At 45.7% G+C, this 13,302-nt stretch carries 11 protein-coding genes and 1 tRNA gene; 5 read left to right on the top strand and 7 right to left on the bottom strand.

Going from position 1 to position 13,302, the window contains the following annotated elements:
• Positions 1-9 precede the first annotated feature (9 nt).
• The gene (locus SK36_RS05190; protein ID WP_045445733.1) at positions 10-294 is read right to left on the bottom strand and encodes a YfcZ/YiiS family protein; all 285 of its coding nucleotides are present in this window, start codon (positions 292-294) and stop codon (positions 10-12) included.
• 371 nt (positions 295-665) lie between these two features.
• Between SK36_RS05190 and fadL the strand changes: the two genes are divergently transcribed.
• On the top strand, positions 666-1,946 hold the full coding sequence (fadL, locus tag SK36_RS05185) for a long-chain fatty acid transporter FadL (RefSeq protein ID WP_045445736.1): 1,281 nt from the start codon (positions 666-668) through the stop codon (positions 1,944-1,946).
• 58 nt (positions 1,947-2,004) lie between these two features.
• Here fadL and mlaA read toward each other — a convergent pair whose 3' ends face one another.
• Positions 2,005-2,760, bottom strand: a complete 756-nt coding sequence (mlaA, locus tag SK36_RS05180) for a phospholipid-binding lipoprotein MlaA (protein WP_045445738.1) — start codon at positions 2,758-2,760, stop codon at positions 2,005-2,007.
• A 285-nt stretch (positions 2,761-3,045) separates the two neighbouring features.
• Between mlaA and SK36_RS05175 the strand changes: the two genes are divergently transcribed.
• From SK36_RS05175 to SK36_RS24595, 4 genes are all read left to right on the top strand, one after another.
• Positions 3,046-3,987 carry a formate/nitrite transporter family protein gene (locus SK36_RS05175; protein WP_048220966.1) on the top strand — a complete coding sequence of 314 codons (942 nt, stop codon included), beginning with the start codon at positions 3,046-3,048 and terminating at the stop codon, positions 3,985-3,987.
• 74 nt (positions 3,988-4,061) lie between these two features.
• Positions 4,062-4,136, top strand: a tRNA-Arg gene (locus SK36_RS05170).
• Between the two features lie 164 nt (positions 4,137-4,300).
• On the top strand, positions 4,301-5,470 hold the full coding sequence (locus SK36_RS05165) for a tyrosine-type recombinase/integrase (RefSeq protein WP_048220964.1): 1,170 nt from the start codon (positions 4,301-4,303) through the stop codon (positions 5,468-5,470).
• A 487-nt stretch (positions 5,471-5,957) separates the two neighbouring features.
• Positions 5,958-7,196: an oligosaccharide repeat unit polymerase gene (locus tag SK36_RS24595; RefSeq protein WP_048220963.1), complete on the top strand. Its 1,239-nt coding sequence runs from the start codon at positions 5,958-5,960 to the stop codon at positions 7,194-7,196.
• 69 nt (positions 7,197-7,265) lie between these two features.
• Here SK36_RS24595 and SK36_RS05155 read toward each other — a convergent pair whose 3' ends face one another.
• The 5 genes from SK36_RS05155 to SK36_RS05140 are packed head-to-tail and all read right to left on the bottom strand — an operon-like array spanning position 7,266 to position 13,286.
• Positions 7,266-9,854 carry a right-handed parallel beta-helix repeat-containing protein gene (locus tag SK36_RS05155; RefSeq protein WP_156184438.1) on the bottom strand — a complete coding sequence of 863 codons (2,589 nt, stop codon included), beginning with the start codon at positions 9,852-9,854 and terminating at the stop codon, positions 7,266-7,268.
• Between the two features lie 10 nt (positions 9,855-9,864).
• A complete protein-coding gene (locus SK36_RS25130) occupies positions 9,865-11,100 on the bottom strand; it encodes a glycine-rich domain-containing protein (protein WP_156184437.1) in 1,236 nt (411 codons plus the stop codon).
• 1 nt (position 11,101) lies between these two features.
• A complete protein-coding gene (locus SK36_RS05150; protein WP_048220961.1) occupies positions 11,102-11,689 on the bottom strand; it encodes a DUF2612 domain-containing protein in 588 nt (195 codons plus the stop codon).
• Complete coding sequence (locus SK36_RS05145; protein WP_048220960.1) at positions 11,686-12,918, bottom strand: baseplate J/gp47 family protein; 1,233 nt, start codon at positions 12,916-12,918, stop codon at positions 11,686-11,688. Before SK36_RS05145 ends, SK36_RS05150 begins: the two co-directional genes overlap by 4 nt.
• A gap of 8 nt (positions 12,919-12,926) precedes the next feature.
• Positions 12,927-13,286: a contractile injection system sheath initiator gene (locus SK36_RS05140; protein WP_048220959.1), complete on the bottom strand. Its 360-nt coding sequence runs from the start codon at positions 13,284-13,286 to the stop codon at positions 12,927-12,929.
• Positions 13,287-13,302: the final 16 nt, after the last annotated feature.

The following is a 13,302-nucleotide window of genomic DNA, read 5'->3' as shown; positions in this document are numbered from 1 at the left end:
AAGAAGGGATTAACGCAGACCCAGCTGGAAGATCAGGGTTTCGGCCTCACAGGCGAAGACAAAATCGATATCCAGACGTACACCTTCAGCCTCTTCAGTAAAAGTAGAGGTGATTTGGCAAGGTTCAGATTCTACACCACGGGCCTTCTCGGTCAGAGCGGCCAGCGTTTCTTCTGCCTGAGCGCGATTCGCGAAAACACGGCTGTATGACGCGGTGCAATCGGAGTTGTCCATGATGGTGCCAACATCCATACAGCAGCAAACCGGGGTTTCATCAGCACTGCATTTACTCATTGTAGATTTCCTCTGTATTCGCACCTGAGGTGCCAGATAAACGATGGGGATATTTTACGCTCCCATTATTCACCTCTCCAGTCGTTAATTGTGCGAAATGAGATAAGTGACCGAAATCACACTTAAAAATGATCTAAAACAAAAATCGCCCAAACAGGTGAGTGCGCATCTCCGCATTTTTGCCAGCTGGATCGCGTTTTTAAGATCATAATTGAAAAATTTTATAAACATACTTGCAACATTCTATCTGGTCAGACCTATACTCACGCCACTGGTCTGATTTCTAAGTAGTACCTCAGACCCTACACTTCGCGCTCCTGTTACGGCATGTAACATTGTTTGTATAAAAATAAATCGATGAGGTTATGGTCATGAGCCAGAAAACCCTGTTTACAAAGTCTGCTCTCGCAGTCGCAGTGGCAATTATCTCCACACAGGCCTGGTCTGCAGGCTTTCAGTTAAACGAATTTTCTTCCTCTGGCCTTGGCCGGGCATATTCGGGTGAAGGCGCTATCGCAGATGATGCAGGCAACGCCAGTCGTAACCCGGCACTGATTATGATGTTCGATCGCCCCACTTTCTCAGCGGGTGCGGTGTATATCGATCCTGACGTTAATATTTCAGGTAAATCACCGTACACCGGTCGTAGTACCGACGCGGATAATATCGCCCCTACGGCTTGGGTCCCCAATGCTCACTTTGTGATGCCTATTAACGAACAGTTTGGTTGGGGGGCTTCTGTTACATCAAACTACGGCCTGGCGACTGAATTTAACGACAGCTATATCGTTGGTGAATATGGTGGGAAGACCGACCTGAAAACGGTCAACCTTAACCTGAGTGGTGCCTACCGTCTGAATGATAGCTGGAGTTTCGGTGTCGGCTTTAATGCCGTGTATGCCGACGCAAAAATTGAACGTTATTCCGGTGAGCAGACCGCCGCATTGCCGAAGGTCAGCAACAAAATTGCCAGCCTGAAAGGGGACGAATGGGGTTATGGCTGGAACGCCGGCATCTTGTATGAGCTGGATAAAAATAACCGCTACGGTTTAACGTATCGCTCTGAAGTCAAAATTGATTTCGATGGCGATTACAAAAGCGGCATCCGCACCCAGGCAAATGCTTTACCTGGTGCAGGCACCGCGTTCCCATGGGGAACAACCAATGCTACCGTCCCAGGCTCTCTGACACTTAACCTGCCGGAAATGTGGGAACTGTCTGGCTACAACCGTGTTGCACCACAGTGGGCTATCCACTACAGCATGGCTTATACCAGCTGGAGTCAGTTCCAGGAACTGAAAGCGACAGGTTCAAATGGACAGACCCTGTTCTATAAAGAAGAAGGCTTTAAAGATTCTTACCGCATCGCGCTGGGTACCACATACTATATGGATAAAAGCTGGACCTTCCGTACCGGTATTGCCTATGACGATAGCCCGGTTCCTGCGAGCAAGCGTTCCATCTCCATTCCAGACCAGGATCGCCTGTGGCTGAGTGCGGGAACGACTTATGCATTCAATGACGATGCCTCTATCGACGTCGGCGTTTCTTATATGCACGGACAGAAAGTGACCGTCAAAGAAGGCCCGTATACTTTCGACTCTGAAGGTAAAGCCTGGCTGTTTGGTACCAACTTCAACTACGCATTCTGATTCTCTTCAGACGTAAAAAAGGTGAGCTTTTTAGCTCACCTTTTTATTTGTCTCATTCCTACTCGGAATCAATGTCTTTTAAGTCATCCTGAATGTCTTTCGCGTTCGGGTTTTCTTCTGGTTTGAGTTTCCCACCGTTAGCGATAAAGTCATGACGCTGGAAGTAAGCTTCACGCACCATGATGTAAGGATCAGAAGACTGGCGCAGCAGGCCGTCGGAATCGAGCAGTTGCGCACGGGTTTCAATCCCTTCGATTGTCCATTTACCCACCGACAGCGGCCAGGTCAGCCAGGACAGTACCGGATACAGGGTATCGACCATATCACCACCATCATCACGAACTGTGAAACTTCCGTAGAACGGAAGCTGCATATACGGTCCGTAACCGACGTCATAGTGGCCTAATGTACTACCGAAACGATGTGGTTCAACGCGCTGCAGTTTTGGATTCGCCATACCCGCAACATCAATAAACCCACCCATACCTAACAAGGTATTCAGGAAGAAACGGGTAAAATGCACCATTCCCTGATAGGGGTCGCCTTGCAGGAAATAGTTGACCATTACGGCTGGTTCTTCAAGGTTGCCAGTAAAGTTGCTTAAACCATTTCGTGCCGGCTGAGGAACATAATCACGCCAGGCGACTGCCACCGGTCTAACAACATACGGATCCAACACATTAAAGTTGAAGTTGTACATGGTGCGGTTGAACCCTTCAAACGGATCCGAGCGCCCTTGCTGTTCTGTACCGGAGCTCGCACACCCCACCAAAAGTGTGGTTCCCAGCGCAAGCGCCGACAGGCGAAGCTTCATAAGTGTCTCCCTGTATATTATGGCTATCGCTGATTGCCATCCGTGACGGAACGATAACGTATCCGCCTGTATAGATGTGAGCGATTGTAACAGCACGTCAAACGATGTCTATATACCCTATCTTACTGATTTGATCATAGCCTGGTAACACAGACACCGGGCCTTCTATTCTATCGAACCCGATAAAAACAAACGTTACCATTTTTGCGATTTCAGATTTTCTCCCGCGAATAACAGGATAAAACCGCTACGCTTTAGCTATACGTGCTTTTTCAGGATCCTGGTATGAATGACATCGAAAAAGAAAAAATCGATCGACACAGTGACGAACTCGAAGTTGAAAGCGAAGAAAAAATGAGTGGTAAGAAAATCGAACTCGATGAGGATCGACTTCCCTCCCGCGCAATGGCAATTCACGAGCATATCCGCCAGGACGGAGAAAAAGAGATGGAACGTGACGCGATGGCGCTGCTGTGGTCAGCTATTGCGGCCGGGTTGTCGATGGGCGCCTCATTACTGGCAAAGGGTATTTTTCACGTACAGCTTGAGGGCGTTCCCGGTGGATTTTTACTGGAGAACCTGGGCTATACCTTCGGGTTTATCATCGTAATTATGGCTCGCCAGCAGCTCTTTACCGAGAATACCGTTACTGCCGTATTACCGGTAATGCAAAATCCCACCATCGGTAATTTTGGCCTGTTGATGCGCCTGTGGAGCGTAGTGCTACTAGGTAATATTCTCGGCACAGGGATTGCGGCGTGGGCGTTTGAATATATGCCAATTTTTGATGAAACCACCCGCGATGCTTTCGTCAAAATTGGTATGGATGTGATGAAAAACAGCCCCGGAGAGATGTTTGCTAACGCAATTATTTCCGGCTGGCTAATTGCAACGATGGTCTGGATGTTCCCCGCAGCAGGAGCGGCAAAGATTGTGGTCATTATCCTGATGACCTGGCTTATTGCACTGGGTGATACCACGCACATCGTCGTTGGCTCAGTTGAAATCCTTTATCTGGTCTTTAACGGTACGCTGCACTGGGGAGACTTCGTCTGGCCCTTCGCCTTACCGACGCTTGCCGGAAATATCTGTGGCGGGACATTTATCTTCGCACTAATGAGCCACGCACAGATTCGCAATGACATGAGCAATAAGCGAAAGGAAGAGGCCCGAATGCAGGCCAAACAGCGAGAGCAACAACAGAAAAACCAGAAAAAACAGTCTTAATGGCGACTGTTTGAGCAGTCGGGCGGCCTGAGACTTACCGTTGGAAGTAAAAAACGCTATACTCGTGCCGCTTCGTCCCCTTAGTTAAATGGATATAACGAGCCCCTCCTAAGGGCTAGTTGCAGGTTCGATTCCTGCAGGGGACACCACTTCGACCAGAACCAGCCTCCACCCTCACGAACGAAATCGACCAAAACCCACATCATACAAACAATACATACACAACCGACCAGAACGAACCGGAATTGACTACCACATTATTTTGCGGGCATATTGTGGGCACACTGGAAAATGACCACGGAATTATGCCCGCATGCTTACCGTTAAGCAGATCGACGCCGCCAAACCCACCGACAAGTCGTACCGTCTTGCTGACTCCGGCGGCCTGTTTTTGTTCGTGCCGCCGTCTGGTAAAAAGGTCTGGCGTATGCGGTACCGGTTCGACGGAAAAGAAAAGACGCTGGTAATCGGCCCTTATCAGGAGATCACCCTCACTGAAGCCAGGGCAAAACAGTCTGAAGCAAAAATGAAGCTGCTTAACGGGGTTGACCCTGCCGAGCAGAAGCAGGCTATAAAGAAGAAAGAGAAAGAGGCTGTAGCTGATTCGTTCGGTGACATTTTCCACGAATGGCATGCTCACAAATCAAAGGTGTGGTCGAAAGGATATGCTGACGAGATGATGAGTATGTTCACGGATGACATACTTCCGATCATCGGCCATTTACGCATGGAGGAAGTCGAGCCAATGATTCTGTTGAAGGTCATCAGGCTGTTCGAGGACAGGGGCGCAATGGAACGCGCTGATAAAGCGAGGCGAAGATGCGGTGAGGTTTTCAGTTATGCGATCGTAACCGGAAGAGCAAAATACAATCCATCCCCAGACCTTTCTGGGGCCATGAAAGGATATCGCAAGAACAACTACCCTTTCCTTCCTATGCATCGTATACATGAATTCCAGCGGTCTATTAATGCGTACGGTGGTTGGATAGTAATGAAGATTGCCGCGCAGGTATTGCACTATACAGCCATGCGAACCGTCGAGATGAGATCGCTGGTATGGTCAGGAATAGATTACGAGAACAGGATAATCAGCATCGATCCATCGGTAATGAAAGGAAGAAAGCTCCACATCGTTCCTATGTCAGATCAGGTCGTTGAGCTATTCAAAGTATTGCAGCATATAACCGGTCAGTATTCGCTTTGCTTCCCCGGCAGAAACGACAGGAAGAAGCCAATCAGCGAGAACGCTGTTCTTGGCGTAATTCGTAGCATTGGCTATGAAGGACAGACAAGCGGTCACGGGTTCAGGCACCAGTTCAGTACAGTTCTGAATGAAAAGCACTGGAACAGTGATGCTATAGAAATGCAGCTGGCCCACGTCAGCGGTGGTACCAGATCTGTTTATAACCATGCCGCCTATCTCGACACGCGCCGCGAGATGATGCAGTGGTGGGCTGACTGGCTTGATGAGAAGGTGTCATAGGGAAGCAGCACAAAGCCTTGCAAACCGATGCAAAGCTTTGTGTGTCCCGTTTTTGTCTCAAAACACCGGACACTAATCATCTTATGGGATCGCGTATTGTTGATGGCGTAATGCTATCTTTTTTCGCATATGTCATTGTTTATATGGAAATTTGTCACTATAGTTCGCTTTTTATAAAGATCTTCACCTTACCGATACCAGTGATTTATACTTTTGCTGATCATTCAATAAAATTGTATGCGGAAAATTTTTATGCATTTATTTCAGTAAGATTGCCCTTGAATCAATTGTATCTATATTTTACAATAAATTGGTTAACTGTAATATGTGCAACTTCTGTAGTTATCATAAAGGGATATTGTATTGTGAAAGATTTCAACAGTGAAATGCCAGATGCCGTGTATTTAGCTCGTAAGTTAAGCACATCAAAATTAATACTCATAAGTATATTTATTTTTGTATTGTTAATACTTGGAGTGTTTTTTTAATGGTGGCATTCACATTTGTTGCTATGTCTATTTTATTTGTTATTTTTATATACTTCCTGTGTTTAAGGAAGGAAAGGAAAGTAATAAACATAATGACACCATACTTGCTTATTACATTTCCAATATTATATGTTTTTGAGATTGTGTATTTATCAATAACAAAAGACTCGATAAACACAGTGGGATATATATTCTTCTATACATGCTATCTGATAAGCATATTATTCTTTACTGTATTTTACCTTTATAGTCAAGACATAAAAATACCACCATATAAAAAAGATTGCGTAGTTAACATAAAAATTGGAAGGTATTCTTTTTTTGCGTTCCTGTTTACAATTATGTCTATTGTGTTTTACTTGCCAGTTATTTTGGAATTTAAAGATCTATTGCTTCAGCCTAGGAGAATTTATGAACAAACACGAACTGGGTATGGTGTATATTTTTACACATCAATTGTTTTGTCTCAGATAGCTCTACTCTTTTCATTTTACTTATTAAACAAAAAAACATTATACTCATCAATAATTATTATATCGAATGTTTTACTCATACTGATACACGGAAATAAAGGTCCATTAATTATAGCATTTGTATCATACTTGATGTTTCAGTCTTATGTATTGAGGAAAGAAATAAAAATCAAATATCTTTTGATTGCGTGTGGGTTTCTTGCTGCGCTTGTTTCACTATTTTTCATTTACACTTATGATAACAACAATAATGTGTTTATTAATATGGCTTATTATTCAGATTACACAAGAAACGCAGTTCTTTTGATGACTAAAGACTGGAGTTTTGAGTACGGTAGGCTTATGTTAGAATCTGAGATCTACTCAAGAATTCCACGTGCATTGCTACCGTCAAAACCAGAAGATTTTGGCTATCTTTACATAGCAAAGGTACTATATCCGATAGAATTCTACAGGAACCAGGGCGCCCCTGCATTTGGCTATGGGGAATACTATGCTGACTTTGGGTTATATACACCACTTTACCTTGCTATTTCTGGAGCCGTTAAAGGAGTAATTGCAAAATACTTCCACAACATGTTATTAAAAGACAATAACATTTATGTTTTTATCCCATTTATTTTTTCTTGCGGCGTCGGAATAATACCAGTCAGCATGGGTTACTTGTTGCCCGAACATCTATTTATTGCGTTTTCTTTATATATTTTAATTAATATTGTGGCGTTTGTGTCTCGTGGCAGGAGAAAGTCATTTACTGAAAGATGATTGGTTATGCGCGCCATTGTGGTGGTGATCCATTGCATATACAATGGCGCGGCTTTGCCTAGTGGGTGATTAATTATTCAAAGTGAACGCCGTTCCGGAAAAGTTTGTTGGGCTTGTTGAGTCATCATTACCAATGTAGGTAACGGCAGTAGCGTTACTTATGATGACACTGTTTCCACCTGTTGAAGATAGACTGTTGTTTTCAATGATATGCTTGCTTCCTGTATTAATCCTAAGTCCAGAGCTTGTTCCTCCTGAAATTTTGTTTCCTCTCGCACTTATCCTGTTAAATCCGTCATTAACCCACAGCCCGGCATCAGTTCCTGTAATTTCAGAGTTATCAATTGAAATTCCACTGCCATATACAACCCCTCCATGCCCAGCATTTGATACAAAACGACACCCATTTACGGATGAATAAATACCAGCTGCATTTGTTCCAGAACAAACTATGTTGCATTTTCTGAATGGGAAAAGAACATTAACGGTAGTTGGAGATATAAAAACTGCATTTTCTGCATTGCAGTTTATATACGTAGAATCTGTTCCTATGACTGCTCTGCCTGTGTATCTACCTCTGAATGTACCATTTTCAATTACCCCATACGTTCTAATGCTGTACATGCCGGTATTTGATGAATCTACAATAACATCAATATCCACATCGAAGTTGTTTGAGTTTTCAATATAGAAACCGTGATTTTCGCTATTTGAAGTTTGCTGTTTATTAACAAAGCTATTATCAACGCGAAAATTTTCGCAAGAACTAATAAACAAACCAGCTCTGGCAGGTGAAGTCGCACTGCATCCTGTCACGCCCCAGTGGGAAACATTTATAAATGTTCCTAGTCCTGACCCATCAGCAGTAACTGTTCCGTCCGTGTTATAACCATTATTGCTATGCGTTATGTTATTTACTGACAGATCAATCCTAACGATACCACTAGCCATGGTGTTGTTAATATCAATACCATCAGCTCTGTTGCCAGAAATCACTCCATTTGAAATGCTACCTCGTTGCGGGAAGGTGCCAAAACTAGACCACGCCAACTGAATCCCAGACATTGCATTTTTATTCGTCTGAAAACCGTCAATATAATAATCCGTCACGTTACTACCGATGTAGATGCCATTCCCTGCATTCTCATTGGATATGATGTTAGTGATACCGAAAAAATGACAATCCCACAACAACAAAGCTTGAACCCATGAATAATAACCCGTTATGGGAATTGCTCCAGACTTATAGATTGTGGCGTTTTCAATTTTAAAATTACTACAATATCTTAAATAGTTTCCATTTAGATTGTCGTTAATTCCACTTCCTTTTACATCACAGGACCATACAAACCCGTTGCATGTTTCTATGTAGAAAGCCTCTCGATACCGGTTATCAATATAACCACCAGTTAATTTCCAGTTATCTGAGTTTGTTATTTTAAAGGTTGGAAAGACACCTCCATCTTGTGACCTTCTGTCTACGGCAGATGAAGATGGCTTAGCCGAGATATTGAACACACTTCCCTCTATGTGTCCCTTCCATCCGTTCCTTCCATTAATTACTACAGAGCTAACTCCAACATTATTCAGGTCTATAACCCAACGATAAGAAGTTCCTGCCGCAGCAATGAGTCTTTCAATTGCTGCCTTATTATCAGTTCCTGTCGTGCCGTTCCAGTCACCGATTGCCCCTGCCCAGGACGCATACAGGTCGCCATTTGTTTCTCTAATCAGTCTTGTTCCATCATTGGTTACAAAAACCCTTACACCATCATCTGATAATGATGTATCAGAAGAAGCGTAAAGAAGCCCTCCACCAACTCCTGGCTTTGACGAATAGTAGCCCAGCAACATTACCTTTTTGCCTGCCGGAACGGATAAAGTTCTCAAGGTAGAAACATCTGGACACACGCCGACCAGTGCCAAACCTTTAGCGCCAGACAGGTCTATCTGATTAACTTTACTTTGGACATCTTCTGCGACGTCAGTAAGAGTTCCGTAAGGCGAGCCAATCAGATCTGAGCCAGTTGGCTGAGCCAGTTCTGCCAAAACGTCATCGTTAAGTCTTACCCAGTTACCTAAAGTGCTGGCTGGCGTCTGACTCAACATTAATGAAAAGCCAAGATCAGTCCTTTTCGCCACATCCCCAGTATAAGCATCAAGAGCTAGCATTTCGGATTCTCTTGATACAACAAATATATGTGATATCGCAATAGATGGAATTTGAGATGCAGGTATTTTTCCATCGCTATCAAGCAAAGCAAATCCAGAGAGGGGTTTAATGGAAGAATTTCCATCAGCATCAAAAACTAGCGCAGATTGTTTCCTGTCAGCGGCTACAGGTAATGGACTTGTTAACTCCCCGGTTGGAACACGGATGCACTGCCCTACAGCAGCCGCAGCTGCATTTCCAGCTGTTTGTGCTGATTCAAAGGCACTAAGAGCCGAAGAGGATGCAGAACTGGCATACTCTTGTGCATTAGATGAGCTCGCTGCAGACGAAGATGCTGACTGTTCAGCAGCAGAGGCAGAGGCGGCAGCCTCTGCTGCATAGTTTGGTGCACCTTTTAGTACGTTCGCATATATGGCGCATTCGGCTGCTGATACTTCTGCGATTGCCGCATATTTTTGCGCTTTAATAGTTTCAGAGATACTCATAGTTCACCAGTTAGTATTCAATAATGACAATCCCAGTCCCACCCGTACCGCCAGGAGCATTCACATATCCACCAGCTCCTCCACCGCCATTAATTCCAGCGATTCCAGCAGCTGCGCGACGACTACCGCCAGGTCCCATAAGACAAGAACCACCAGAACCAGGAACAGAACCAATTGCATCCTCGCCAGCTATTCCACCATTCCCTCCTGGTAGGCCTGCTGATTTTCCACCTTCAGATGCCGCACCTGGATTACCTCCTCCACCTCCATTTAGAGTGGCCAGCGCTCCAATTACTGTGTTCCCACCCTGACCACCTGCCGCCCCAACTCCGCCAGCAGAACCAGTCGATCCTATTGTTATCGCAATCACATCGCCAGGGCTGACCTGATAAGGCTGTTTCATTATTGACTGTCCAGCCCCACCACCCTGCCCACTATTAGATGATGAATACCCACCTCCACCGCCACCACCTCCTGCGCTACCAGAGACGTAAATAGTGGTAACCCCATCAGGAACAGTAAATGACCCATTGGTGGTGAATGTTTGACAGCCTCTCTGAATGGATACGTCACTTAAAATATTTGAACCATCACCGCGAATAAGAGTCGTCTTTTTCTGAGGGCATTGAATTCCACTTCCGGTAAGTGTTTTCAGTGTGACCTGGAAATTACCAGAGCAATTATTAATAACCCTCCATATTTTAACCCACGAAGGAAGAATTATATTAATGTTGGCTGTTAATGATCCTGCAAGGACAAGTATGTCCCTAGCTGCCTGAAGTGATGTAAGGGTAATGCTTACTCCAGATAGTCCTGATATGCTTGTTGAGCCATAGAAACTTAATGGAACCCATCCAGTTGTTGAGGAATCTGTTGCTTCTGGATTAGTAGCGTTACCATCTAAAAGATTGAGCCATTGTCCAGACATATTTGTTGCAGGAATTACAGACCCCTGAGGATAACCACCAATCGATGTAGAAAATGATTGGTTGAATGGATAAGCCCCACCTGAGTCTGCCCATTGCTGTTTAAGTGTGATTGTATATAAAATGCCATTCATATCTTTCCCTGATGGCGGTATACCTCCTGCACTTAATGGTTGCATTGTTATTGGAGGGAACCCTTTATCAAAGGTGGCTGTTCCTGAATTATCTGTTGTAGTGCTTGAATCAACGGCTATAGCGTTTTTGAGACCGTTAATGGCAAATGCTTTAATCTGGCGAGAAGGAATATCAGAAGAGTTCATGTCATACCTGCTGAACGATATTAACTGTTACCCCAATCGGGGCAGGAAGCGCACCTGAGCTTTGAACAATGGCTAACTCCGCCGTTGACAGAGGGAACTCAAACACGTAACTCATGACCATCTCACCATCATTTCTGACATAGCATTTACCACTTGTTCCGAACATAAACATCAGCAACTTATTCAGATTTGGAATGGTGCAATCAGAGATATTGGCCGCAGCCTTCATCATGATCAATTTGCGGTAAACGTCATTCGTGAGGGTTACGGTTGAGGTTAAAAGCTCGCCTGAATAGAAAGGCGCATGATTAAATGGCTGCGGGTCATCAACGAGTGCTGGGTCTGACGATGCCTCGTTGAAGCCGAAGTAAATCTTGTTCTCTGTTACCGTCAGCTGCCTGCCGACAACCACGATCTTCCCCCACACGTCCAGTCCGTAGGTATCTGCCGTCTCGATATTCCAGATCACGTCATAGAAATCATCGAGAAAACCTTCTATACCTACGGCTTCATTGAGCGAGTAAATCAGGGATTTAAGTTTCGGGCTGTCGGCATACTGCGTCAGGATGGTATCCGCGACGTTTATCATGCCAGTGTCACCGAGATGTTGGTTGCATCAAGCGTTGGCACCTCATCGATGCCAAAGGACGCAGAGGTCTGGTAAGTGGTGCCGTCTCTGCTGATAGTGATGCTGAAGATGTCCACGTTATCGCTGTCGATAGCCTGAACACCGGCATAGTAGCGACCGGCGTAGATAGTCGATCCAATCCTTGCCCGAGTGCCGCCGTCCTCGCCATTGAATGCGCTGAGAACGGCGGTGCGAACTCTGTTTACGATATCGCCTGGCAGCGCGTTGTTATTGGCAAGCTCTACTTTGAAGTAAACGCTGACCGCCGACGGCGTTTGCCATTTGATTTCGTACTCTGGATAGGGTTGGACGTAGTTAACGTCATCGACAACGGTATAGCTCGTGTTGCCGACCATTGACGGGCCCGGAGGGAGCTTCTGCCAGATCGCCTTTGCGATGTCTGCCGATGCTCCTCCGTACACGCTGACGTAGAGTGAATGAGGTTCAAGCTCAAAGTCTGTGAAGCCCTTCTCCACTGTCAGGCCGGTGTTGTTCTGCGTCACGTATGCATCAGTCACTCCAGGTACCGCGAGGACGTTCGCATAAACTGCGCCGAGCTGATTATTCGCGTTACCGGCGACCGACTGCTTACGACGGTATTCAAAGTTAGCCCGGCTCTCCACCTCGTTGCCGAGCACGCCAGCGGTAACATTGGTGATGCCAGACCAGCCTGAGATGGCGCGGTAGATGGTATTAAGTGCGCCAATAGGACAGGCGATCGGCCCTGCTGCTTGATTCTGGAAAACGATATCAACAGCACCGGATGCCGGGATAACCGCATCAGCTAGTGAGTAATAGAGATAGCCGCTGGCGTCCTGAGCGATGCTGTTAGCCGGGATTACCGTACCCACCAGACCGGTAGCCGTGGCCGTTACCGTTGTCCCTATCGCCGCAATCCGGTCAATGAAGTAAATCTGTCCGATCGCATCCTGCATACGGCCTTCAGCAAAGTCAGGGTTAATCTGATTAACCAGCCATGCCAGATTGTCGTTCTTGTCGCCGATGATAGCCGTGTCGCTCATGGCGATCTGGCCCTGAGGCGTGGTAAGGCTCTTACTCATCCCGCCGCCCATAGCGGTGTCAAGGTCAGTTAAACGCCCATTGAGAATGTCTATCTCATCAGGAACGGCAATGCCGGTATCGGAAAACGTGACAGAGGGGACGGCTGTGCTAACTGTTACTTCAGCCATTTGTTACCTCAGAATTGGATTGTGGTCTGGATGTTGTTCGTATCGGTGATTGTCATGACGCCTGATGCCAGGCGGTCAACTTTCCCTACGGTGGTTGTGCAGAACGCTGACTGGACGTATGGAAGCTTTTTGGCTTCGGTAGCCATCTTCGTATTGATTAACTGAGTACCTGGCCAGTGACCGAGAATGCGCTCGTAATATGGGATTCCCAGAGTGGTGTCGTACCATGCCTCACCGAGAAAAGTTGAGCACGCGCAGGCTACGTCCTGAGCCACTGCGTAGGGATTTGAGGTGATAGCGATGCTGCCGGTGTCGTCCAGTGAGATGTCCCACTTTTCAGTCACCAGCTGGAATGATTTAGTGAGCATGTAAACTCCGGGCAAT

It is taken from the genome of Citrobacter sp. MGH106 (assembly GCF_001037495.1).
Classification (GTDB): domain Bacteria; phylum Pseudomonadota; class Gammaproteobacteria; order Enterobacterales; family Enterobacteriaceae; genus Citrobacter; species Citrobacter murliniae.
Note: the sequence above shows the minus strand (reverse complement) of the source record. Positions and strands in the feature narration are given on the sequence as shown.